Source organism: Mycolicibacterium novocastrense, from assembly GCF_001499835.1.
Classification (GTDB): Bacteria; Actinomycetota; Actinomycetes; order Mycobacteriales; family Mycobacteriaceae; genus Mycobacterium; species Mycobacterium novocastrense.
The window spans coordinates 86,195-109,514 of record NZ_LQIH01000011.1; the positions used below are offsets into that span (position 1 = coordinate 86,195).

The 23,320-nt window shown below is 68.7% G+C and carries 26 protein-coding genes; 17 read left to right on the forward strand and 9 right to left on the reverse strand.

Annotated features, from left to right (window positions below; genetic code table 11):
- The first annotated feature begins 31 nt into the window (after positions 1-31).
- Positions 32-2,086, forward strand: coding sequence for an NAD(+) synthase (locus tag AU072_RS10130; RefSeq protein ID WP_064413657.1), 2,055 nt, complete (start codon positions 32-34; stop codon positions 2,084-2,086).
- Here AU072_RS10130 and AU072_RS10135 read toward each other — a convergent pair.
- The 5 genes from AU072_RS10135 to AU072_RS10155 all read right to left on the reverse strand — a co-directional run bounded on the left by AU072_RS10135 (position 2,083) and on the right by AU072_RS10155 (position 5,479).
- A complete protein-coding gene (locus AU072_RS10135; protein WP_064413658.1) occupies positions 2,083-2,685 on the reverse strand; it encodes a methyltransferase family protein in 603 nt (200 codons plus the stop codon). The genes AU072_RS10130 and AU072_RS10135 overlap by 4 nt on opposite strands.
- An 11-nt stretch (positions 2,686-2,696) precedes the next feature.
- Positions 2,697-3,308 (reverse strand): cation efflux transmembrane domain-containing protein, encoded by a 612-nt coding sequence (locus AU072_RS10140; protein WP_064413659.1) that lies wholly within the window; start codon positions 3,306-3,308, stop codon positions 2,697-2,699.
- Positions 3,308-3,637, reverse strand: a complete 330-nt coding sequence (locus AU072_RS10145) for an ArsR/SmtB family transcription factor (protein WP_064413660.1) — start codon at positions 3,635-3,637, stop codon at positions 3,308-3,310. Before AU072_RS10145 ends, AU072_RS10140 begins: the two co-directional genes overlap by 1 nt.
- Positions 3,638-3,755: 118 nt before the next feature.
- Complete coding sequence (locus tag AU072_RS10150) at positions 3,756-4,592, reverse strand: enoyl-CoA hydratase/isomerase family protein (protein WP_064413661.1); 837 nt, start codon at positions 4,590-4,592, stop codon at positions 3,756-3,758.
- Entirely contained in the window at positions 4,589-5,479 is an 891-nt protein-coding gene (locus AU072_RS10155) for a PfkB family carbohydrate kinase (protein WP_064413662.1), read from the reverse strand. Before AU072_RS10155 ends, AU072_RS10150 begins: the two co-directional genes overlap by 4 nt.
- Positions 5,480-5,553: 74 nt before the next feature.
- Here AU072_RS10155 and AU072_RS10160 point away from each other — a divergent pair, with 74 nt between their 5' ends.
- The 11 genes from AU072_RS10160 to AU072_RS10210 all read left to right on the forward strand — a co-directional run bounded on the left by AU072_RS10160 (position 5,554) and on the right by AU072_RS10210 (position 14,010).
- Complete coding sequence (locus tag AU072_RS10160) at positions 5,554-6,810, forward strand: glutamate-5-semialdehyde dehydrogenase (protein ID WP_064413663.1); 1,257 nt, start codon at positions 5,554-5,556, stop codon at positions 6,808-6,810.
- Between the two features lie 48 nt (positions 6,811-6,858).
- Positions 6,859-7,734 carry an AAA family ATPase gene (locus tag AU072_RS10165; protein ID WP_064413664.1) on the forward strand — a complete coding sequence of 292 codons (876 nt, stop codon included), beginning with the start codon at positions 6,859-6,861 and terminating at the stop codon, positions 7,732-7,734.
- A gap of 1 nt (position 7,735) precedes the next feature.
- Entirely contained in the window at positions 7,736-9,184 is a 1,449-nt protein-coding gene (locus AU072_RS10170) for a vWA domain-containing protein (protein ID WP_064413665.1), read from the forward strand.
- Positions 9,185-9,273: 89 nt separating this feature from the next.
- The gene (gene nadD, locus AU072_RS10175) at positions 9,274-9,912 is read left to right on the forward strand and encodes a nicotinate-nucleotide adenylyltransferase (RefSeq protein WP_082680759.1); all 639 of its coding nucleotides are present in this window, start codon (positions 9,274-9,276) and stop codon (positions 9,910-9,912) included.
- The gene (gene rsfS / locus AU072_RS10180) at positions 9,909-10,310 is read left to right on the forward strand and encodes a ribosome silencing factor (protein ID WP_064413667.1); all 402 of its coding nucleotides are present in this window, start codon (positions 9,909-9,911) and stop codon (positions 10,308-10,310) included. Before nadD ends, rsfS begins: the two co-directional genes overlap by 4 nt.
- Before the next feature lie 20 nt (positions 10,311-10,330).
- Positions 10,331-10,990 (forward strand): glucosyl-3-phosphoglycerate phosphatase, encoded by a 660-nt coding sequence (gpgP, locus tag AU072_RS10185; RefSeq protein WP_064413668.1) that lies wholly within the window; start codon positions 10,331-10,333, stop codon positions 10,988-10,990.
- Positions 10,980-11,702: a diglucosylglycerate octanoyltransferase gene (gene octT / locus AU072_RS10190; RefSeq protein WP_064413669.1), complete on the forward strand. Its 723-nt coding sequence runs from the start codon at positions 10,980-10,982 to the stop codon at positions 11,700-11,702. The genes gpgP and octT overlap by 11 nt, the downstream gene beginning before the upstream one ends.
- Positions 11,693-12,529 carry a DegV family protein gene (locus tag AU072_RS10195; RefSeq protein ID WP_064413670.1) on the forward strand — a complete coding sequence of 279 codons (837 nt, stop codon included), beginning with the start codon at positions 11,693-11,695 and terminating at the stop codon, positions 12,527-12,529. Before octT ends, AU072_RS10195 begins: the two co-directional genes overlap by 10 nt.
- Positions 12,530-12,626: 97 nt before the next feature.
- Entirely contained in the window at positions 12,627-12,911 is a 285-nt protein-coding gene (locus tag AU072_RS10200) for an ArsR/SmtB family transcription factor (protein WP_064413701.1), read from the forward strand.
- A complete protein-coding gene (locus tag AU072_RS10205) occupies positions 12,908-13,393 on the forward strand; it encodes an SRPBCC family protein (RefSeq protein WP_064413671.1) in 486 nt (161 codons plus the stop codon). Before AU072_RS10200 ends, AU072_RS10205 begins: the two co-directional genes overlap by 4 nt.
- Positions 13,394-13,401: 8 nt before the next feature.
- On the forward strand, positions 13,402-14,010 hold the full coding sequence (locus tag AU072_RS10210) for a maleylpyruvate isomerase family mycothiol-dependent enzyme (protein ID WP_064413702.1): 609 nt from the start codon (positions 13,402-13,404) through the stop codon (positions 14,008-14,010).
- An 81-nt stretch (positions 14,011-14,091) separates the two neighbouring features.
- Here the strand turns inward: AU072_RS10210 and AU072_RS10215 are convergent, their stop codons facing one another.
- From AU072_RS10215 to AU072_RS10225, 3 genes are read right to left on the reverse strand one after another with little or no spacing between them, the layout of a single operon-like run.
- Positions 14,092-15,144, reverse strand: a complete 1,053-nt coding sequence (locus tag AU072_RS10215; RefSeq protein ID WP_064413672.1) for an NAD(P)H-dependent amine dehydrogenase family protein — start codon at positions 15,142-15,144, stop codon at positions 14,092-14,094.
- A 23-nt stretch (positions 15,145-15,167) separates the two neighbouring features.
- Complete coding sequence (locus AU072_RS10220; protein WP_235629841.1) at positions 15,168-15,974, reverse strand: SDR family NAD(P)-dependent oxidoreductase; 807 nt, start codon at positions 15,972-15,974, stop codon at positions 15,168-15,170.
- 37 nt (positions 15,975-16,011) lie between these two features.
- Positions 16,012-16,752 carry a hypothetical protein gene (locus AU072_RS10225; RefSeq protein WP_064413673.1) on the reverse strand — a complete coding sequence of 247 codons (741 nt, stop codon included), beginning with the start codon at positions 16,750-16,752 and terminating at the stop codon, positions 16,012-16,014.
- A 112-nt stretch (positions 16,753-16,864) separates the two neighbouring features.
- On the opposite strand from AU072_RS10225, the gene AU072_RS10230 reads away from it, so the two are divergent.
- Genes AU072_RS10230 through holA form a run of 3 tightly spaced genes read left to right on the forward strand, consistent with a single transcriptional unit; the run spans position 16,865 to position 20,192 of the window.
- Positions 16,865-17,686, forward strand: a complete 822-nt coding sequence (locus AU072_RS10230) for a ComEA family DNA-binding protein (RefSeq protein ID WP_064413674.1) — start codon at positions 16,865-16,867, stop codon at positions 17,684-17,686.
- A 5-nt stretch (positions 17,687-17,691) separates the two neighbouring features.
- Entirely contained in the window at positions 17,692-19,236 is a 1,545-nt protein-coding gene (locus AU072_RS10235; RefSeq protein WP_064413704.1) for a ComEC/Rec2 family competence protein, read from the forward strand.
- Positions 19,233-20,192 (forward strand): DNA polymerase III subunit delta, encoded by a 960-nt coding sequence (gene holA / locus AU072_RS10240; RefSeq protein WP_064413675.1) that lies wholly within the window; start codon positions 19,233-19,235, stop codon positions 20,190-20,192. Before AU072_RS10235 ends, holA begins: the two co-directional genes overlap by 4 nt.
- 69 nt (positions 20,193-20,261) lie before the next feature.
- On the opposite strand, the gene rpsT is transcribed toward holA, so the two are convergent.
- Positions 20,262-20,522, reverse strand: a complete 261-nt coding sequence (gene rpsT / locus AU072_RS10245; protein WP_064350435.1) for a 30S ribosomal protein S20 — start codon at positions 20,520-20,522, stop codon at positions 20,262-20,264.
- 148 nt (positions 20,523-20,670) lie between these two features.
- Between rpsT and AU072_RS10250 the strand changes: the two genes are divergently transcribed.
- Both AU072_RS10250 and AU072_RS10255 read left to right on the forward strand, forming a co-directional pair.
- Positions 20,671-22,317: a circularly permuted type 2 ATP-grasp protein gene (locus AU072_RS10250; protein ID WP_174523731.1), complete on the forward strand. Its 1,647-nt coding sequence runs from the start codon at positions 20,671-20,673 to the stop codon at positions 22,315-22,317.
- A 15-nt stretch (positions 22,318-22,332) separates the two neighbouring features.
- Positions 22,333-23,304: an alpha-E domain-containing protein gene (locus AU072_RS10255; protein ID WP_064350437.1), complete on the forward strand. Its 972-nt coding sequence runs from the start codon at positions 22,333-22,335 to the stop codon at positions 23,302-23,304.
- Positions 23,305-23,320 lie beyond the last annotated feature (16 nt).

Below are 23,320 nucleotides of genomic sequence, written 5' to 3' on the forward strand. Positions count from 1 at the left end.
ACCCGGTTCCGTTTTCGGGCAACAATGAGGCATGGATTTCTACTCGGCGTACCGGCACGGCTTCGTCCGCGTCGCCGCATGCACGCACCACACGGCGCTCGCCGACCCCCGGGCCAACGCCGAATCGGTGCTGCGGTTGGCGCGCGCCTGCCACGACGACAGCGTCGCGCTCGCGGTCTTTCCCGAGCTGACCCTGTCGGGGTATTCGATCGAGGACATCGTGATGCAGGATGCGCTGCTCGATGCGGTCGAGGACGCGGTGCTCGACATCGTCGTCGCCTCCGCCGACCTGATGCCGGTCCTGGTGATCGGCGCTCCGCTGCGCTACCGGCACCGGATCTACAACACGGCCGTCGTGATCCACCGCGGCCGGGTGCTCGGCGTGGTGCCCAAGTCGTACCTGCCGACGTATCGCGAGTTCTACGAGCGCAGGCAGATGGCACCCGGCGACGATGTGCGCGGCGCGATCCGGATGGGCCGCGGAGGTGAGTGGGCCGACGTTCCGTTCGGGCCCGATCTGTTGTTCACCGCGACCGACCTGCCCGGTTTCGTGTTGCACGTCGAGATCTGCGAGGACATGTTCGTGCCGATCCCGCCGAGCGCGTCGGCGGCCCTTGCCGGCGCCACGGTGTTGGCGAACCTCTCGGGAAGCCCGATAACGATCGGGCGCTCGGAAGACCGCTGCCTGTTGGCCCGCTCGGCATCGGCGCGCTGCCTGGCCGCCTATGTCTACGCCGCGGCCGGGGAGGGCGAGTCGACCACCGACCTGGCCTGGGACGGCCAGACGATGATCTGGGAGAACGGCGAATGCCTTGCCCAATCCGAGCGCTTCCCCAAGGGTGAACGACGCTCCGTCGCCGACGTCGATCTGGAATTGCTGCGCTCCGAACGCCTCCGGATGGGCACCTTCGACGACAACCGCAGGCACCACGCGGCATCGACGGACACCTACCGGCGGGTGGAGTTCCAGCTCGATCCACCGACCGGCGACGTCGGGCTGCTTCGCCACATCGAGCGCTTCCCGTTCGTCCCGTCGGATCCCGAACGGCTGGAACAGGATTGCTACGAGGCCTACAGCATCCAGGTGGCCGGGCTCGAACAACGCCTGCGCGCCCTGGACTTTCCCAAGATCGTGCTCGGGCTGTCCGGAGGACTGGACTCGACGCACGCCTTGATCGTCGCCGCGCGGGCAATGGACCGCGAACAGCGCCCGCGCAGTGACATTCTCGCGTTCACGATGCCCGGATTCGCGACAGGGGAGAGGACCAAGGGCAACGCCGAGCGGTTGGCCGAGGCGCTGGGGGTGACGTTCACCGAACTCGACATCAGTTCCACAGCGGAGTTGATGCTCACGAACATCGACCACCCGTTCGGCCGCGGGGAGAAGGTCTACGACGTCACGTTCGAGAACGTGCAGGCCGGGTTGCGCACCGATTACCTGTTCCGCCTGGCCAATCAACGCGGAGGAATCGTGTTGGGCACCGGCGACCTGTCGGAACTCGCGCTGGGGTGGTCGACGTACGGCGTGGGCGATCAGATGTCGCACTACAACGTCAACGGTGGTGTTCCGAAGACGTTGATCCAGCACCTCATTCGCTGGGTGATCTCGTCGGGGCAGTTCGACGACAGGGTCAACGAGGTGCTGCAGTCGGTGCTCGACACCGAGATTTCGCCGGAGCTGGTGCCGGCCGGTGAGGACGAGGAGATCCAGAGCAGCGAGTCCAAGGTCGGCCCTTATGTGCTGCAGGACTTTTCGCTGTTTCAGGTGCTGCGCTTCGGGTTCCGGCCGTCGAAGGTCGCGTTTCTGGCCTGGCATGCCTGGAGCGATCCGCAACGCGGCCAGTGGCCGACCGGGTACCCCGAATCCAAGCGACCGTCGTACTCGCTCAAGGAGATCCGGCACTGGCTGCAGGTGTTCGCCCAGCGGTACTATTCGTTCGCCCAGTTCAAGCGGTCGGCCGTGCCGAACGGGCCGAAGGTGTCGCACGGTGGATCGCTCTCGCCGCGCGGTGACTGGCGGGCGCCCTCGGACATGTCGGCCCGCACCTGGCTCGACGAGATCGAGCGCGAGATCCCCGAAGACTAGCGCCGTCCGACGCCGGGGAGGAATCGGCCGACGGTTGCGAGGTAGTCGCGGTAGGCGTCGCCGTGCACGGTGAGCAGATACGGCTCCTCGACGACACGAACCTGTGTCTGGATAGTCGCGATCAGCAGTACGAAACCGAGCACCGCGACGAGATTCGGTGTGATCAGCGCGATTCCGAAGCCGAAGACCATCATCGCGGTGAAGATCGGGTTGCGCACCCGGCCGAATACGCCGCGGCGCACCAACGCCGTCCTCTCACTGGCGTCGACCCCGATGCGCCACGAGTCACCCATGTCGATCTGCGCGTAGAGCGTTGCGGCAATGCCCGCCACCGCGATCGCGATGCCGGCGACGTTCACCCACGTTCGATCCAGCGGCGCCAACGGAGCGATGACGCCGACCAGTTGCAGTATCGGGGCGAACACCGCGGCGCCCATCGACACGATGAACCCCACGCCGGCGAACCACTCGAGTGACAACGGCCGGCCGCTGATGCCCCGAAAACCGGTCGATCCGGTGCGGCGCTTCTGTTGCCAACTGCGCCAACCGAATCCGAGGACGGCGAACACCACGAACAGGGCGATGGCGACGATCGGCATGGTTATTCCCTTCACCCGCAGCAGGGGTCACCGCGCCACGCCTCGACCCCTTCGCGGACCGCGATCACCGCGATCCCGAGGGCGGCGACCGGGTCGGCCCACGACCAGCCGAACAGGCCGTTGAGAACCAGGCCGGCCAGCACTATCGCCGACAGATACGCGCACAGCAGTGTCTGTTTGGAGTCGGCGACCGCAGACGTCGACCCGAACTCGCGACCGGCCCGCCGCTGCGCCAACGACAGCACCGGCATGATCACCAGGCTCAGCGCGGCCAGCACGATGCCGACGACGGAGGGCGCGGCCTCACTCCGGCCGGTCAACGTCAGCACCGCGTCGGCGGCGACGTACGCGGCGAGTGCGAAGAACGAGAACGCGATGAATCGCAGCGCGGGCTTCTCCCGCGTCTCGGGATCGCGTGCGGAGAACTGCCATGCGACGGCCGCCGCGGAGGAGACCTCGACGATCGAATCCAAGCCGAACCCCACCAGCGCCGACGACGACACCCGGGCGCCCTCGGCCAGTGCGACGATCGCCTCGAGGACGTTGTAAGTGATCGTGGCCGCCACGAGCCAGCGGATCCGGCGCGCCAGCACCGTGCGGCGGGTTTCGCTCGGGGCGGCCATCAGCAGCAGGCGTCGTCGGTGGCGGCCGGACAGCAGGCCGGGTCCACCTCGAGCACCAGACCGACCAGGTCGTCGAGCGCGTGGGCGATGCGCTCATCGGCGAGGTCGTAGCGGTTGCGCCGGCCCTCCGGCTGCGCGGTCACCAGACCGCAACCACGCAGGCATGCCAGGTGGTTGGACAGGATCTGGCGGGATACGCCGATCTTGTCGGCCAGCTCCGACGGATAGCCGGGGCCGTCGCGCAGGATCAGCAGGATCTCGGCCCGCGTCGGATCGGACAGGGCACAACCGAACCGCGACAGCGCATCGCTGCGAGTCACCGTCTGCATGATGCAGACAGTACATCACAAGCTGTATTCAGCCAACGCTGAACTCTAACCCTCGCCCTTCTGCGATTTGTGGAGTGGCACCGGCGCTCACCGCCGGTGCGGCTCCACAAATCGACCCTCAGAGGCGGCCGTCGATGCGCAGATCCGGGTGCACCCAGTCCGGGGACCGGCGCTCCTTGAACGCCATGAAGCCCTCGATCGACTCGGGCGCGCCCAGGCTGGCCTGCATACCGATGCGGTCGTAGAGGCCGATGTAGTTGTCCAGGCTCGACTTGACGACGGTCCGGGCCGCAGGCGCGGTGCGGCAGCATTGGGCCAGCACCTCGCGAGCCGTCTCAGCCAACTCGTCGTGGGGCACCACCCGGGCCACCATGCCCCAGTCGTGTGCCTCGGCGGCGGTCAGCGTGCGACCGGTGAACATCAGGTCGCGGGTGCGGACCGGCCCGATCAGCCGGGCCAGCATGTGGCTGTAGTACGTGTCGGCGATTCCGCGGTACAGCTCGGGTACCCGGAAGGTGGCCCGCTCGCTGACCACGGCGATGTCGGCGCACAGCGCGATCTGCAGCCCACCGCCCTGGCACAGCCCGTTCACCGCCGCGACGACGGGCTTGGCGGACTGGCGCAGCGTGTCGAACGGCAACGCGTCCATCCCCAGCGCGGGCCCGAACGTCATCCAGTTGTCGGCGCCGCCGCCGCCCATGTCCCCGCCGGGGGCGAAGACGTCGCCGGTGCCCGTGAGCAGCAGCCCGGCGAGGTCGGGGTCGCTCTCGACATGCTTGACCGCGTACTTGATGCCGAAGTACATCGCGGGCGTCATCGCGTTGCGGGCCTCGGGGCGGTCGAGCCGGCACACGCCGAACGCGCCCTCGCGGGTGAACTTCAGGAACGGGGTGCCGAGCCAGTCGCCTTCGGGAGGGCGCGGGGCGTCGGTGGTGCTCGGCTGGGTGGTCGTCATAACTGCCTTTCTGTTGCTCTGTTGGACACAGCGTCGTCAATGGCTTCGGCGTAGGGCGCGCAGTCACCGGCTCCCGCCACGAGCGTCGACAGGGCCGCCGCGGCACATGCTCGTCGCAGGGCGAGTTCGTGGCCGTCGACCCAGTGCGTGGCGAGCACGCCGGCGAACACATCACCCGCACCGGTGGTGTCCACGGGGCGCACCGCGGGGGCGGGGACGCTGAAGCGTTCGCCGTCGCCCAGGTAGCTCGCTCCGCGGGCACCGCGGGTGATCACGAGATGGGGGACCGGCCAGTGCCACGCGCCGGCCTCGGTCTCGTTGACCACGACCACATCGGCCAACTCGGAGAGGGCGAGCAGATCGTGCGGCGGGGCCCCGGCCGGCGAGGCGTTCACGACGACGACCGCGCCGGCGGCGGACGCGGTCTGCGCGGCGGCGATCGCGGTCGCGATCGGGATCTCCAACTGCAGCAACACCACGTCGCTGTCGGCGATGACGGCGCGGACATCGGCGGAGTCCACGGACAGGGCGCCGTTGGCGCCCGGCGCGACCACGATCGTGTTCTCCGCCGAGGAGTCCACGGTGATGACGGCCGACCCGCTCGGTCCGGGCACGGTGACGACGCCGTCGAGTGCGACGCCGTTGGCGCTGAGGTGGTTGCGCAACATCTCCGCCGAGCCGTCGTTTCCGAGCGCGGCGACCAGTCGCACCTCTGCGCCCGCCCTGGCCGCCGCGACCGCCTGGTTGCCGCCCTTGCCGCCCGGAGCCATCGACAGACCCGACGCCAGCACCGTCTGGCCGGGTCGGGGCAGGGTGCGAACGGTGAAAGTCAGATCAGCGTTGACACTGCCGACCACGCATACCCGGCTGCAGTCCCGCGGCGCCATGGCTCCCAACGCTAATGCAGGGCTCCTGCCTGACACGTGTCGAACGCCCGAACCTCGTTCGATACCCTGGATAAATGAGTGTGCAGGCGCCCGTCGGCGCTGTGGGCGCCGATCTGCGCCAGCAGGTGCACGACGCCGCCCGCCGGGCCCCCCCCGCGGCCCGCGCGCTGGCCACCCTGAGTTCGGAAACCAAGAACCGTGCGCTGAACACGGCCGCCGACCATGTGCTGATGTCGGCGAGCCGGATCCTCGAGGCCAACGAGCGCGATCTCGACGTCGCCCGTGCCGCAGGCACACCCGAGGCGATGCTCGATCGGCTCGCGCTGAACCCGAAGCGGATCGACGGCATCGCCGACGGCCTGCGGCAGGTGTCCCGGTTGCCCGATCCGCTCGGCGAGGTGTTGCAGGGCCGCACGCTACCCAACGGTTTGCAGCTGCGCCAGTTGCGGGTGCCGCTCGGCGTCGTCGGAATCGTCTACGAAGGCCGGCCCAACGTGACGGTCGACGCGTTCGGGTTGACGCTCAAATCCGGCAACGCGGTCCTGCTTCGCGGTAGCTCCTCGGCGGCCAACTCCAACGCCGCACTGGTGAACGCGCTGCGGGCGGCACTGGCCACCGAACTGCTCGAGGTCGACGCCGTGCAGTTGCTGCCCAGCGCCGACCGTGCCAGCGTGACGCACCTGATCCAGGCCCGCGGGCTTGTCGATGTCGTCATCCCCCGCGGCGGCGCGGGTCTCATCGACGCCGTCGTCCGTGACGCGACGGTGCCGACGATCGAGACCGGTGTCGGCAATTGCCATGTGTACGTGCATGAATCGGCCGACCTCGACGTCGCCGAACGAATCCTGCTCAACGCCAAGACCCGTCGACCCAGCGTCTGCAACGCGGCCGAATCGGTTCTGGTCGACGCGGCCATCGCCGACCGTGCGTTGCCGCGGCTGACCGAGGCGCTGCGGCACGCCGGTGTGACGGTGCACGACGACCCGTCCGACGACGAGTTGCGCGCGGAGTTCCTGTCGATGGACATCGCGGTGGCGGTGGTCGAAGGTGTCGACGCCGCGATCGACCACATCAACGAGTACGGCACCGGACACACCGAAGCCATCGTCGCCACCGATCTGGCTGCCGCACAACGCTTCACCGACCGCGTCGATGCCGCCGCGGTGATGGTGAACGCATCGACGGCGTTCACCGACGGCGAGCAGTTCGGGTTCGGCGCCGAGATCGGCATCTCCACCCAGAAGCTGCACGCCCGCGGACCCATGGGTCTGCCCGAACTGACCTCGACGAAATGGATTGTGTGGGGCGACGGTCACACTCGCCCCGCCTGAGCAGGAGAACTCCCCGATGAGCACTTGCGTGAACAGAATTGAAGCCTTGTGAGTGTCCCCGCGCGCCCAGCGCCGCTCTTCGCTGACATCGAAGATGTCGGCAGGCGACTCGCAGAAACCGGCTATCTTCCCGACACCGCAACCGCCACAGCGGTTTTCCTGGCCGACCGGTTGGGCAAGCCGTTGTTGGTGGAAGGGCCCGCCGGGGTCGGCAAGACCGAACTGGCCCGCGCCGTCGCGCAATCGACGGGTTCGGGTCTGGTGCGGTTGCAGTGCTACGAAGGCGTCGACGAGGCCCGTGCCCTCTACGAGTGGAACCACGCCAAGCAGATCCTGCGGATCCAAGCCGGTCATGGCGACTGGGACCAGACCCGCGACGACGTGTTCTCCGAGGAGTTCCTGCTCTCGCGCCCGCTGCTGACCGCGATCCGGCGCACCGAGCCGACCGTGCTGCTGATCGACGAGACCGACAAGGCCGACATCGAGATCGAAGGCCTGCTGCTGGAGGTGCTCTCGGACTTCGCGGTGACCGTCCCGGAGCTGGGCACGATCTCCGCGGAGCGACCGCCGTTCGTCGTGCTGACGTCCAACGCCACCCGGGAGCTGTCCGAGGCGCTCAAACGTCGCTGCCTGTTCCTGCACATCGACTTTCCCGATCCCGACCTGGAACGGCGGATCCTGCTGTCCCGGGTGCCCGAGTTGCCTGAGCGCCTGGCCGACGAACTGGTCAAGATCATCGGCGTGCTGCGCGGGATGCAGCTCAAGAAGCTGCCCTCGGTGGCCGAGACGATCGACTGGGGACGCACGATCCTGGCGCTGGGCCTGGACACCATCGACGACGCGACCATCGCGGCCACCCTCGGGGTGGTGCTCAAACATCAGTCGGATCAGATCAAGGCGTCCGGCGAGCTGAGGCTCAACTGACATGGCCGTCCGCCGGACCCGACCGCCGCAGCCGCTGGCGCCGCACGGCCTGCCCGGTCATCTCGTCGGGTTCGTCGAAGCGCTACGGGCGCAGGGTATCTCGGTAGGTCCGTCGGAGACCGTCGACGCCGGGCGGGTGCTCTCGGTGCTGGGGTTGACCGACCGCGACGCGTTGCGCGAGGGCATCGCGTGCGCGGTACTGCGCCGTCCCGACCACCGCGACACCTACGACGCGATGTTCGACCTGTGGTTCCCCGCCGCGCTGGGTGCCAGGACGATCCTGGTCGAGGACGACGACGACACCGACACCGACGAGCCGGGCCTGCCGCCCGAAGACATCGAGGCGATGCGCGCGGCGCTGCTGGACATGCTGGCCGAGAACCAGGATCTGGCCAACCTCGACGAGCGGATGGCCGCGATGATCGCTCAGATCGTCGAGGCGTACGGCCGGTACAACTCCAGTCGGGGCCCGTCGTATTCGTCGTATCAGGCGCTCAAGTCGATGAACCTCGACGACCTCGAGGGCCGGCTGCTGGCCGGCCTGCTCGCACCCTACGGCGACGAGCCCACGCCCACCCAGGAGCAGATCGCCAAAGCCCTTGCCGCGCAGCGCATCAACCAGCTACGCAAGATGGTCGAGGCCGAAACCAAACGGCGCACCGCCGAGCAGCTCGGCCGTGACCACGTGCAGATGTACGGGGTGCCTCAGCTGACCGAGAACGTGGAGTTCCTGCGCGCCTCGGGTGAGCAACTGCGCCAGATGCGCAAGGTCGTGCAGCCGCTCGCGCGCACGTTGGCGACCCGGCTGGCCGCGCGGCGACGGCGGTCGCGGGCCGGTGAGATCGACCTGCGCAAGACGCTGCGCAAATCCATGTCCACCGGTGGGGTGCCGATCGACGTCGTGCTCAAGAAGCCCCATCCGGCGCGGCCCGAGCTGGTGGTGTTGTGCGACGTGTCCGGATCGGTCGCCGGCTTCAGCCACTTCACGCTGCTGCTGGTGCACGCGCTGCGCCAGCAGTTCAGCAGGGTTCGCGTCTTTGCCTTCATCGACACCACCGACGAGGTCACCGAGCTGTTCGGCCCGGATGCCGACCTGGCGGTCGCGGTGCAGCGCATCACCCGCGAGGCGGGGGTGTACACCCGCGACGGGCACTCCGACTACGGCCACGCGTTCGTGTCGTTCATGGACCGCTGGCCCAACGTGCTGTCGCCGCGCAGCGCGCTGCTGATCCTCGGCGACGCCCGCAACAACTACCGCAACCCGGAGATCGAGCTGCTGGCGCACATGGTCAACTCGAGCAGGCACGCGCACTGGCTGAACCCCGAACCGCGACACCTGTGGGGCAGCGGCGACTCGGCGGTACCGCGCTACTCCGACGTCATCACCATGCACGAATGCCGCTCGGCCAAGCAGCTCGCCTCGGTGATCGACCAGTTGCTACCGGTCTGACTACCGCCGAACGTGGGTTACCCGCACGCTCCGGCGGCCCGAACCGTGACACGAGCCCCCACTCGGCGCGAGAAGTAAGCTGGCTCTCCATGGCTTCTGGACGCAGGCTCGGCGTGATGGGTGGGACATTCGATCCCATCCACAACGGCCACCTGGTGGCCGCCAGCGAGGTGGCCGACCTGTTCGGGCTCGACGAGGTCGTGTTCGTCCCTACCGGGCAGCCCTGGCAGAAGGACCGCGACGTCACCGCCGCCGAAGACCGGTACCTGATGACGGTGATCGCCACCGCCTCCAATCCCCGGTTCAGCGTCAGCCGGGTCGACATCGACCGGGGCGGACCGACCTACACCAAGGACACATTGCTCGATCTGCACGCGCTCAACCCCGACGCCGACCTGTTCTTCATCACCGGGGCCGACGCGCTGGCGTCGATCCTGACATGGCAGAACTGGGAGGACATGTTCGCGATCGCCAGCTTCGTCGGGGTCAGCAGGCCCGGATACGAATTGGACGGCAAGCACATCGCCGCGGCGATCAAGGAACTGCCCGACGACGCGCTGCGACTGGTGGAGGTGCCCGCGCTGGCCATCTCCTCGACCGACTGCCGCAAGCGCGCCGAGGAGAACCGGCCGATCTGGTATCTGGTGCCCGACGGTGTCGTGCAGTACGTGGCGAAGCGCAGACTCTATGCGAGACAACCAATGACAACCCGAGGAAAGCATCAATGAGCGCCTCCGACGAAGCCGTTCGCATGGCAGGAGTGGCCGCGAAGGCGGCCGCGTCCAAAGTGGCAGACGACGTCGTCGTGATCGACGTGTCGGGTCAACTCGTCATCACCGACTGCTTCGTGATCGCCTCGGCCTCCAACGAGCGTCAGGTCAACGCGATCGTCGACGAGGTCGAGGAGAAGATGCGCCTCGCCGGCTACAAACCGGCCCGCCGTGAAGGCGCCCGCGAGGGCCGCTGGACGCTGCTGGACTACGTCGACATCGTGGTGCACATCCAGCATCAGGACGAGCGCAACTTCTATGCGCTGGACCGGTTGTGGAAAGACTGCCCGACCATTCCCGTCGATCTCGACGGGCCCGCCGCGCAACCGTCCGCCGACGAGGTCGACGGGCAGTGAGGAGGATCCGCCGACTGGTCATGCTCCGGCACGGGCAGACCGAGTACAACGCGGGTAGCCGGATGCAGGGCCAACTCGACACCGACCTGAGTGATCTGGGACGTCACCAGGCCGTCGCCGCCGCGGAGGTGTTGGCCAAACGCCGACCGCTGGCGATCGTGTCGTCGGATCTGCGTCGCGCCCTCGACACCGCCGTCGTGCTGGGGGAGCATGCGGGAATGCCGGTGAGCGCCGACCTCCGCCTGCGGGAGACCCACCTAGGCGAGTGGCAGGGGTTGACGCATCTGGAGGTCGACGCCATTGCTCCGGGAGCCCGGCTGGCGTGGCGCGACGACTCGCGGTGGGCGCCGCCGGGCGGGGAGAGCCGCGTCGACGTCGCCGCGCGCAGCAGGCCGCTGGTCGACGAGCTCATCGGCGAACACGGACAGTGGGGGCTGGACCAGGCTGGCGACGGACCGGACCGACCGGTCGTGCTGGTCGCCCACGGCGGGTTGATCGCGGCGCTGACCGCCTCGCTGCTCGGCCTGCCGGTGGACAACTGGCCGATCCTCGGCGGAATGGGCAACGCCAGCTGGGTACAGCTGGCCGGCCACAGCGCCGTCGACGCCGCGCCCGGCGATGTCCGGTGGCGGCTCGACGTGTGGAACGCCTCAGCGCAGGTTGCCGGCGATGTCCTCTGACCGTCCGACCCTGCTGGTCTTCTGCGACTCGCTGTCCTATTACGGCCCGACCGGCGGGCTCCCCTCCGACGATCCGCGAATCTGGCCCAACATCGTTGCGGCACAACTGGGTTGGGATGTCGAGCTGATCGGCCGAATCGGTTGGACCTGCCGCGACGTGTGGTGGGCGGCCATCCAGGATCCGCGGGCATGGGCGGCGTTGCCGCGGGCCGGTGCGGTCGTCTTTGCCACGGGCGGAATGGATTCGCTGCCGTCGCCGCTGCCGACCGCGCTGCGCGAACTCATCCGCTACGTGCGCCCGCCGTGGCTGCGGCGCTGGGTGCGCGACGGGTACGGCTGGGTGCAGCCGCGCCTGTCGCCGGTGGCGCGACCGGCGCTGCCCCCACACCTGTCCGCCGAGTATCTGGAGATGACCCGCGGCGCAATCGACTTCAATCGGCCCGGCATCCCCGTCGTCGCGTGCCTGCCTTCGGTGCACATCGCCGACACCTACGGCAGGGCGCACCACGGCCGCGACGGTACGGTGAAGGCGCTCACCGAATGGGCTGAGCGCCACGATGTTCCGCTCGTCGACCTCAAGGCGGCGGTCGGGGAATACGTCATGAGCGGACAAGGCAACCCCGACGGCATCCACTGGAGCTTCGAAGCTCATCAGGCCGTCGCGGACTCGATGCTCAAGGCGCTCGCCGAAGCCGGCGTGCCATGTCGGTGATCGTGGTGACCGACTCGTCGTCGCGGTTGGCACCCGACGAGTTGAAACAGTGGGACATCCGGCAGGTGCCGCTGCACGTGCTGGTCGATGTGATCGATCTGCGAGACGGGATCGACGAGGTGCCCTACGACATCCACGACGTGCCGCGCGCCAGCACCGCCGGGGCGGCGCCCGTCGACCTCGCGGACACCTACCGGCAAGCGCTGCGGGACAGCGGAGGCGACGGCGTGGTCGCCGTGCACCTGTCGTCGGCGCTGTCGAGCAGTTACAGTTCGGCGGTTCAGGCGGCCCGCGAGTTCGGATCCTCGGTGCGTGTGGTGAATTCGCGTTCGGCGGCGATGGGGGTGGGGTTCACCGCGGTCGCGGCTGCCAAGGCCGCGGCGGCGGGCTCGGACCTGGATTCGGTTGAGGCCGTGGCCCGTTCGGCCGCTCAGCGCACCCACGCCTTCATCGTGGTACACCGGCTGGACAACCTGCGCCGGAGCGGGCGGATCGGCACCGCGACGTCGTGGTTGGGGACCGCGCTGTCGCTCAAACCGCTGCTGCGCCTCGATCTCGACGGTCGACTCGTACTCGACCAGCGAATCCGGACGGTCACCAAGGCGCACGCCGCGATGGTGGACCGCATCGCCGACCTCGTCGGTGAGCGCCAGGCATCGATCGCCGTGCATCATGTCGACAACCACGACGGCGCCGATGAGGTCGGCGCCGCGCTGACCGATCGGCTCCCTCAGCTCGAGTCACTCACCGTCACCGACATGGGGCCGGTGCTGGCAATCCATGTCGGCGCCGGCGCGATCGGCGTCGTCGTTCAACTGGCCGAATAATCCCTTCGTCGCGCCGTCGTACCCTTGCAGCGCGATATTGGTCAGTGGTAACTTACCGTTCGTGCTGGCTTACCAAGAGGGTGATGCGTGGGTGGCCATGGCGGACCGCACGCGGCGGTCGATCGTCGAACGTCTCGCGCACCGGCCGATGGCGGTGGGGCAGCTGGCCCGCGAACTTCCGGTCAGCCGGCCGGCGGTGTCCCAGCATCTGAAGGTGCTCAAGCTCGCCGGGCTGGTGTGCGACCGCGCTGAAGGCACCCGACGCGTCTACCAACTGGACCCGGCGGGTTTGGCCGCGATGCGGGCCGAACTCGACCGCTTCTGGACGCAGGCGCTGGCCGGTTTCAAGGAGATGGTCGAGAGCGAAGGAGACCCCCAATGACCTCAGCCCAGTCGGCGGTCATCCGCCACGACATCACGGTCAACGCGCCGCTGGAGCGGGCGTTTCGGGTGTTCACCGAGAGATTCGGCGAGTTCAAGCCGCGCGAACACAACCTGCTGGGCGTGCCGATCGCCGAGACAGTGTTGGAACCCCGCGTCGGCGGGCGCATCTACGACCGCGGCGTCGACGGCAGCGTGTGCGCGTGGGCGCGGGTGCTCGTCGTCGAGCCGCCCCACCGCCTCGTCTTCTCCTGGGACATCGGCCCGACCTGGCAGATCGAATCGGATCCGACGCGGTGCAGCGAGGTGGAGGTGGTGTTCACCGCCGAAGCGGACGGCCGCACGCGCGTCATCCTCGAGCATCGCCACATCGAACGGCACGGCGACGGGTGGGACTCCGTCGCCTCCGGTGTCGGCGGGGATGCGGGTTGGCCGCTGTACCTGCGCCGGTTCGGTGAGCTGCTCGCGCGGGAGGCGCAGTGACCGCACCGATGCAGATGGCGCGCGAGGAGCGCGAGGAGTTCGCCGCGCTGCTCGACCAATTGACCCCGGAGCGATGGGATCAGCCGAGTCTGTGTACCGGCTGGCGGGTTCGCGATGTGGTCGCTCACGTCATCAGTTACGAGGATCTGAGCAGGCCCCGTGCAATGGCACGGATGGCATGGGGTGCACTGCGCTACCGGGATCCGAACGCGATCGGCGTCGCGGTGAACGCGGCCAAGTCACCGTCCGAACTCACCGCGCTGATGCGCAAGTACGCCACGCCCCGCGGCAGCACCGCCGGTTTCGACGGACGCATCGCGCTCACCGACGGGATGGTCCACCAACAGGACATCCGCCGACCGCTCGACATGCCTCGCGTCATCGAGCCCGAAAGACTGACGATTGCATTGGAATTCACCAAGTACGCGCCCTTCTTGCGGGGAGCGTGGCGAGCGCGCGGGTTGCGGCTCGTCGCAACCGATCTCGACTGGACCCACGGCAGCGGTCCGGAGGTACGCGGCACCGGCGAGGCATTGCTGATGGCGATGGCTGGGCGAGGCGCTGCGCTCAGCGATCTCGACGGACCCGGGAAAGCGACACTGGCGCAGCGGCTCTGAGGGGCGAATTCTGCCGATGAGCGCTCATCCCTGTACGGCTTGCGCCCTGATTTCCGTACCAACACTGAGCGCTCGGCGCCGTCACACCGCGGCGCGGCCGGTGACCGGGGGCAGGTCCTTCAGCGTCACGATGCCCGCCGGCGCCGCGACCACCGCGGGTACCGCGTTGGTCACCGGCAGGGCGGTATAGATCATGCCCAGGCCCATGAAGCCGGGTTCGGTCCAGTCCTTCGGCGGCAGGCAGTGCAGCACCGTACGCATGTTGGGCAGCCCGAACACCTGGATGACATGGCCGTGTTCGAGCGGTTTCGGCGGGGTGACGTGTTCGCCCATGATCCAGTTGAATCCGACGCTGACGACGTTCTTCTCACCGACCCAGCCGCGGTGGTACCCGTGGACACCGGCGACGGTGCCCTTCGGAATTCGCATGAACCCGAGGTCGGAATCGCCGGTGGCCGCGGTGAACTCCACGTCGAAGGTAATCCGGTCGAGCTTGGCGCCGATCGCGTCGGCCATCATGGCCGCCGACTCGGCGAACACCTCGCTCTCGCGGCGCACGCTTTCGGCGAGTCCGGGAGTGTCGGGGTCTTGCGAGAAGCCCATCGCGGTCTGCGTACCCGCCGACTCGTAGGTCGAGCAGTCCACCGACTCGGTGATGCGGATCTCGTCGACCCGTTCGCAGGCGCCGGAGAGCACCATCCCGACCATGTTGCTCATGCCGGGATGCGCACCGCTGCCGAAGATCGTCGAATTGCCCTTCTCGCAAGCCTTTCGGATTCGGTCGAGGTCCTCGGGTGTCTGCTTGCCGCCGGTGATCCACGCCGCGCTCGAGCAGACGTTGACGCCCGCCTCCAGGAGCCGGGTCAGCTCGTCGATGTCGGGCCACAACGGGTTGTAGCAGCAGGCGTCGGGCCGTTGGGCCAGCAGCGCATCGATGTCGTTGGTGGCCGTCACTCCGGTGGGTTCAGGCCAGCCGGCCAGTTCTGCTGCGTCGACACCGACCTTGTCCGCGCCGTGGGCGTAGACGCCGACGAGTTCCATATCCTCGCGTCCGATGATCGCGTGCAGCGACCGGCGGCCGATGTTGCCGGTGGTCCACTGGATGACGCGCAGCGGCCGGTCAGGTGTCGTCACGAAAACTCCTCGGTGTCAACCATTTACATGTGGGTGCCGCCGTCGACGCGGACCTCGGTGCCGGTGACGAAGTAAGCCTCCGGCGCGGCGAGCATGGCGACGACAGCGGCCACGGCGTCGGGTTTGGCGAACATCCCGTCACCGTCGACGGGCAGTGTCGGCATGATCTTGCCGAACAGCGTGTAGTCGGCGTCCTCCGGCAGCCCGGGTCCGACGCTCTGGCCGGATCGCCCTGTGCCGTCGGTCATTCCCGACGAGATCGACCCGGGCTGCACGCAGTTGAACCGGATTCCCTGCTTGCTGAACTCCAGCGCCAACGTGTGTGTCATGGCCTGGATGCCGCCCTTGGACGCCGCATAGGCCGACATGTAGGGATGGGCGAAGTTCGCCGATGTCGAGCTGAAGTTGACCACCGCCGGGGCGGTGCCGGTTCGCAGCGCGGGCAGGGCTTCGCGGGTGACCAGAAACGTCCCCACGAGGTTGACCCGCAGAACCTGTTCGAAATCGGCGAGCGTGGTGTCGGCGAAGTGGGCCGATCGAAGGATTCCGGCGGCGTTGACGAGCGCGTCGAGGCCACCCATCGTGGCGACCGCGTGTGAGACCCCGGCGATCACCGATTCCTCGCTGCCGACGTCCATCACCACGGTGGTGAGCCGGGCTCCCGATTCACCGGCCTTGGCCTCGGTGTCGGCCAGTCCGGCCTCGCTGACGTCGGCGGCGACCACGGTGCCACCCTCGTCGAGGATCCGCAGGACCGTTGCTTGGCCAATGCCGGATCCGCCTCCGGTGAGCAGTACCCGACGGTCGGTGAATCGCTGCAACGTTGCCACCGGGGGAATGCTAGTGCGTACGTGGGGCCAGGCTGGGCTATTCAGGGCCGCGCTCGGCGGCGTCTTCCGAGGCGGATGCATCGGCGCCGTCGGCGGGGCCGGACTGGTCGGTGACGGTGTCGGTGCCGGCCGGCAGCGCCGGGGTTTCGGATTCGTCGGTCAGCGAGAGGGCCACCCCGAGTGCGAGGAAGAACAGGATGAACAACGGCCCGCCGAGGTACATGTTCATCGGACCGCCCGGGGAGATGAAGCTGCCCGGCGGCCCGATGATCGTGATGGTCTCGATCAGCTGCTCGACGGCGAAAACCGCGGCGACGATGCCGAGCCAGCGCGGGAAGCGTCCCTCGTTGGCGGCCAACAGAATCGGTGCGGCGACCATGATGTCGGCCACGGTCAGCAGGGGTCCCCACATCGTGACCACGTCGGCGAGCGCCCGCGCGGTTCCGGAGCCCAGGTCGGCGGCGTGCAACGACAGCCCGGCGGTGAACCAGGTCGCGATGCTGATCTGGACCACGACGACGGCCGACCCGATGGTGAACACGAAAGCGTACGGTCCCGCGAGTCGGTCCCGGGCGTGACCGAGCACCACCACCAGGGCCAGCGCACCGAACGCCAGCAACAGCGCCTGGGTCCGCATCGCGCCGGAGTGCTCGTTGAGATGGGTGACGATGTCGAGTCCCGGGCGATCGATCCCGGGTAACGCCGGAACCATCAGCAGCGCAACGGCGTACAGCACCGCGAACGCGATGGCCGCGACCATCGGCACTCGACGATCCACAGCAACACTGTAGACATCGGGCCTATCCCCAACGCTCATTTGATCCACAGGGCGAGTCGCCGGCCGGCGTTGGCGTCGTCCACGGTCGGTGTGCGCACCTAACTTCACATGCATGCGAACTGAATTGCCTGCCGAGCGCACGCAGCGCAGGCTGGGGGCCGAAGTGGAACCCGGGTGCGACGATGAGGACCGCCGACCGGACACCTCATTGACCCGCTGGCTGCCGGAGTCCGCCGGCAACGGCGCGGGCGGTTGGCTCGCCGCGGTGCGCGCAGACCCCGGCCGAGCCGGCGTCGTGGCGCTCGGCGGCGTCGGTGTCATCGCCGTGCTGGTCACGGTGTTCGTCCTGCTGCGCGACGACAGCCCAGCGGTGGCAGCGGCCAAACTGCCCCCGGTGGAGATGGTTTCGTCGGCGAGCCCGACGCCGGGTGGCGCGCCGCCGGAGACGGGAGGGCCCGTCGTCGTCAGCGTCGTGGGCCTGGTGCACAAGCCGGGGTTGGTCACACTGGCCGACGGCGCCCGGATCGCCGACGCGCTCACCGCGGCGGGTGGGCCGCTGGACGGCGCCGACCTGGTGGGGCTCAACATGGCCAGACGGATCGCCGACGGTGAACAGATCGTCGTGGGCATCGCGCCTGCGGCGGGTGAACCGGCCGCCATGGGGAGCTCCGTCAGCACGGGCGTCGCGGCGCCCGCGTCGACGAACACACCGGCGTCTGGGGACGGCAGCGCGCCACCGGGCGGGACGGTGGACCTGAACACCGCGACGGTGGAGCAGCTCGACACGCTGCCCGGGATCGGGCCGGTGACCGCCGCGGCGATCGTGGCCTGGCGCGATGCCAACGGTCGTTTCACCAGCGTCGACCAGCTCGGCGACGTCGACGGCATCGGACCGGCGCGGTTGGAGAAGCTGCGCGACCTCGTGCATGTGTGACTCCGGTGGCGGACGCCGAGGCGGCGCCATTGGACCTGCGCCTGGTCCCGGCGGCGCTGACCGCCTGGGCGGTGACCGGCGCCGGGATCGTGTGGCCGGTTGGCGGGTCAGCGGTCGCCGCCGTCGTGATGGTGGCGTGCACCGCGGCGCTGGGGTGGTGGGGTAGTGGCCGCCGGGCGGGAGCCGACGGGAAAGCGGTCGGCGCGAGCGTGCTGGCGGTCGGGCTGGTGGCGGCGGGCTTCGCGATCGCGATCGGTTTGCGGGTCGACGAGGTACGCCGCCATCCGGTCGCCCAGCGCTACGGAACGGTCGCCGCCGTCGTGGTCACCCCGACGGAAAGCCCGCGTGCGCTGGGCGGCAACCGGACGATGTTCCGTGGTTCCCTGGTGGCGCTCGACGGACAGGAAATGTCCGGCCGGATCGTGGTTTTCGCGTCGACCACCCGCATTCGGGAGCTGACCGCCGGCACGCCGGTGGCGTTTCGGGCTCGCGTCGGGCGGCCCACGCGGCGCGATTTGAGCGTGGCGGTGCTCTCGGCCATCGGTGATCCCACCTACGGCGAGGCGTCCGCCGTTCAACGTGCGGCCGCCGAGGTTCGCGCCGGGTTCGCCGATGCCGCGCGACGCTCGCTGCCCGCCGATCAGGCCGCGATGCTGCCCGCGCTGGTGCTCGGCGACACCTCGGCCGTGCCGCGTCAGACGACGGCCGACTTCCGCACGGCGGGATTGACGCACCTGACCGCGGTTTCCGGCGCGAACGTGACGATCGTGTGCGGGGCGGTGCTGTTGAGCGCGGGGCTCATCGGGCCACGGGCGGCGGTCGGCCTGGCGGCGGTTGCGCTGCTGGCGTTCGTGGTTGTCGTGCAGCCGAGTGCGAGCGTGCTGCGCGCCGCGGTGATGGGGGCGATCACGTTGTTGGCGGTGCTGTCGCACCGGCGTCGGCAGGCCATTCCCGCGTTGTCGGCCAGCGTGCTGGCGTTGATGATCGGAACCCCGGAGCTCGCCGTCGACGTCGGGTTCGCGCTGTCGGTGTCGGCGACGGCGGCCCTCGTCGTACTGGCACCGGTGTGGTCGCGCCGCCTCGTCGGGCGGGGCTGGCCCAAGCCGGCCGCTGACGCGCTGAGCGTGGCCGCCGCCGCGCAACTGGTCACCGCTCCGCTTGTGGCCGGGATGGCCGGGACGTTCAGCGTCGTATCGGTCGCGGCCAATGTTGCAGTGGCCCCGATGATTCCACCGATCACCGTGCTCGGCACCGCCGCGGCCGCGCTGAGTCGGGTCTGGCCCGCCGGCGCCGACCTGCTGATCCGGTTCACCGGGCCGGAAGTGTGGTGGCTGCTGCACGTGGCCGACTGGGCGGCGGGCGTTCCGGGGTCCTCGGTGTCGGTGCCGTCCGGGCTTGCGGGGGTGATGCTGACCGCGGCCGTGGGAGCGGCGGTGGTGCTCGCGTGGCGCTTCCGACTTGTGCGCCTCGCGGCGGGCGCCGCCGCGGTGTGCCTGTTGGCGTGGACGGTGTCGGGGGTGTCGGCTGGGCGTGACACGATCGGGGGGTGAGCGAAGCGTCGCAGTTGCATCTGGTGCTCGGGGACGAGGACCTGCTGGTCGAACGCGCGGTAGCGGCGGTTCTCAAACAGGCCCGCAAACAGGCTGGCATGCACGACATTCCGGTCGATCGCCTGCGCGCCGGCGAGGTCAGCACCAGCGAACTGGCCGAATTGCTGAGCCCGTCGCTGTTCGCCGAGGAGCGCGTGGTGGTGTTGGAGTCGGCGGGCGAGGCCGGAAAGGACGCGGCCGCGCTCATCGCCGACTCCGCGGCGGACCTGCCGCCGGGCACCATGCTCGTCGTCGTGCACTCCGGTGGCGGGCGCGCCAAGGCGCTGGCCGATCAGCTCAAGAAGCTCGGGGCGCAGGTGCATCCGTGTGCGCGCATCACCAAGGCCGCCGACCGCGCCGACTTCGTCCGCCGTGAGTTCCGCGCGTTGAAGGTGAAGGTCGGCGAGGACACCGTCACCGCGGTGCTGGACGCGATCGGCTCCGACATTCGCGAGTTGGCGGCGGCCTGCTCGCAGTTGGTCACCGACACCGCCGGGGAGGTCGACGCGGAGGCGGTGCGCCGCTACCACTCGGGCAAGGCCGAGGTGAAGGGATTCGATGTCGCCGACAAGGCGGTCGTCGGGGATGTGGCCGGGGCGGCTGAGGCGCTGCGGTGGGCGATGATGCGCGGCGAACCGCACGTCGTGCTGGCCGACGCCCTGGCCGAGGCGGTGCACACCATCGCGCGGGTGCGGCCGTTGTCGGGCGACCCCTACCGGCTGGCGTCAGAGCTGGGGATGCCGCCCTGGCGCGTGCAGAAGGCGCAGAAGCAGGCGCGGCGATGGTCGAACACCACCGTCGCCGAGGCGATGCGGTTGGTGGCCGCGCTCAATGCGGATGTGAAGGGGGCCGCGGCGGATGCGGACTACGCGCTGGAGGCGACGGTGCGGCGCGTCGCCGAACTCATCGAAGATTGAGCGGACTGAGCGGGCTCAGAGCTTGTTGAACGCTCAGAGCTTGTTGAACGCTCAGAGCTTGTTGAACGCTCAGAGCTTGTTGAACGCGGAGGCCAGCGCCGACTTGCGGTTGGCGGCCTGGTTCTTGTGGATGACGCCCTTGCTGGCGGCCTTGTCCAGCTGACGGCTGGTCGAGGCCAGCAGCTCCTGGGCCTTGTCCTTGTCGCCGGCCTCCACGGCCGCCCGGAAGCCACGCACCGCGGTGTGAAGCGACGACTTGACCGACTTGTTGCGCAGCCTGCGGCGCTCGTTGGTCCGGTTGCGCTTCTCCTGCGACTTGATGTTGGCCACGCGTGTAGTCCTTCGTAAATCCTGTAGGGGTTTCCCAAAGTCTGGTAGGCGCCCGGTAGGCGGGCAGCGAGGGTTCAGGTTACCAGCGGAGTGGGTAAATGCCCAAAGTGAGTCCTCTGGCCTGCCGATATGTCCGAAGTGTTGCAGCATGGCAGGGGTGAGCCTGCGAACCCTGCCGACCGAGTCCGCACGACCGTCGCGGAGCCCACGTAAGCAGGCCAAGCGCTACCAGGGCGTCTTCTCCGGCTACAGCGATCCCGCAAGCTACGCCAAGGCCTTCGACGAGATGTTCGACGCCCAAGGCAACGTGCGGGGCCCCTACAAAGGCATCTACGCCGAGCTCGCCCCGTCGGACGCCTCCGAGCTCGAAGCCCGCGCCGACGCGCTCGGCCGCGCGTTCATCGACCAAGGCATCACGTTCTCGCTGTCCGGCCAGGAACGTCCCTTCCCGCTCGACCTGGTTCCGCGCGTCATCTCCGCGGCGGAGTGGACGCGCCTGGAACGCGGCATCATCCAGCGCGTCAAGGCGCTCGAGCTCTACCTCGACGACATCTATGGCGAGCAGGAGATCCTGCGCGACGGCGTCATCCCGCGTCGGCTGATCACCTCCTGTGAGCACTTTCACCGCGAGGCCGCCGGCATCGTGCCGCCCAACGGGGTGCGCATCCATGTCGCGGGCATCGACCTGATCCGCGACGCCAAGGGCGACTTCCGGGTGCTGGAGGACAACCTACGCTCACCGTCCGGGGTGTCGTACGTGATGGAGAACCGCCGCACGATGGCGCGGGTGTTTCCGAACCTGTTCGCCACCCACCGGGTTCGCGCCGTCGGTGACTACTCGTCGCATCTGCTTCGGGCGCTGCGCAATGCCGCGGCCAACAACGTCGCCGACCCCACAGTCGTCGTGCTCACCCCTGGTGTCTACAACTCGGCGTACTTCGAGCATTCGCTTCTGGCCCGGCAGATGGGCGTCGAGCTGGTGGAGGGCCGCGACCTGTTCTGCCGCGACAACGCCGTCTACATGCGCACCACCGAGGGCGAGCGGCAGGTCGACGTCATCTACCGGCGCATCGACGACGCGTTCCTCGACCCGATGCAGTTCCGGCCCGACTCGGTGCTCGGCGTCGCCGGGCTGCTCAACGCGGCCAGGGCGGGCAACGTCGTCATCTCCAGCGCCGTCGGCAACGGTGTCGGCGACGACAAACTCGTCTACACCTACGTGCCGACGATCATCGAGTACTACCTCGGCGAGAAGCCGCTGCTGGCCAATGTCGACACGTTCCGATGCTGGCTCGACGAGGAACGCGAGGAAGTGCTCGACCGCATCGACGAGCTCGTCATCAAACCGGTCGAGGGTTCGGGCGGCTACGGCATCGTGTTCGGGCCGGACGCCTCGGAGAAGGAGCTCGCCACCGTCGCCAAGAAGATCCGCAACGATCCGCGCGGCTGGATCGCCCAGCCCGTCATGCAGCTGTCGACCGTGCCCACCCAAATCGGGGACCAGCTGGTGCCGCGGCACGTCGATCTGCGCCCGTTCGCGGTCAACGACGGCGACGACGTGTGGGTGCTGCCCGGCGGGCTGACCCGCGTCGCGCTGCCCGAGGGTTCGCTGGTGGTCAACTCCAGCCAGGGCGGCGGATCGAAGGACACCTGGGTGCTGGCCTCGCGCACCTCGGTCGCCGACCGCGAGCTCGGCGCCGCCGAAGTGGTGCGCAAGCTGCCCAAGTCCGCGCGCGGGCCCAAGGCCGAGAGCAGCGACGGGCAGACCCAAGACCAACAGCAACAGCAGCAGTAAAGGGGTGGTGCGCTGATGTTGGCCCGCAACGCCGAATCCTTGTACTGGATCGGCCGGTACGTCGAACGCGCCGACGACACCGCCCGCATCCTCGACGTGACCGTGCATCAACTGCTCGAAGACTCCAGCGTTGACCCCGACCAGGCCTCGCGGACGCTGCTGCGGGTGCTGGGGATGGAGGCCCCCGACGCGCCGTTGGACGTGTGGTCGCTGACCGACATCGTCGCCTTCAGTCGCGGCACCCAGGGGTCGATCGTCGACGCCATTTCGGCGGCCCGCGAAAATGCCCGCGGCGCACGGGAAGTCACGTCCACCGAAATCTGGGAGTGCCTCAACACCACCTACAACGCGCTGGCCGAGCGGGAACGGGCCGCCAAACGCCTTGGGCCGCACGAATTCCTCTCGTTCGTCGAGGGCCGCGCCGCGATGTTCGCCGGGCTGGCCGACTCGACGCTGTCGCGCGACGACGGCTACCGCTTCATGGTGCTCGGCCGGGCCATCGAACGTGTGGACATGACCGTGCGGCTGCTGCTTTCGCGAGTCGGGGACAGCGCGTCGTCACCGGCATGGGTGACGCTGCTGCGGTCGGCGGGTGCCCACGACACCTACCTGCGCACCTATCGGGGCGTGCTCGACGCCGGTCGCGTCGTCGAATTCATGTTGCTGGACCGGCTTTTCCCACGTTCCATCTTCTATTCGCTGCGACTTGCCGAACACAGCCTCGACGAGCTGATGAACCGACCCCACAGCCGCCTCGGGGCCACCGCCGAGGCGCAGCGACTCCTCGGCCGGGCCCGCAGCGAGTTGGAGTTCCTGCGTCCCGGTGTGCTGCTCGAGTCGCTGGAACAGCGGCTGGCCGACCTGCAGAAGACCTGCTTCGATGTCGGAGAGGCGTTGGCGCTGCAATACTTTCACTCCGCACCCTGGGTGGCATGGCACGATGCGGGCCACAACGGCACGCTCGTCATCGAAGAAGGTGAACTCTGACGATGAGCGCTTGCGT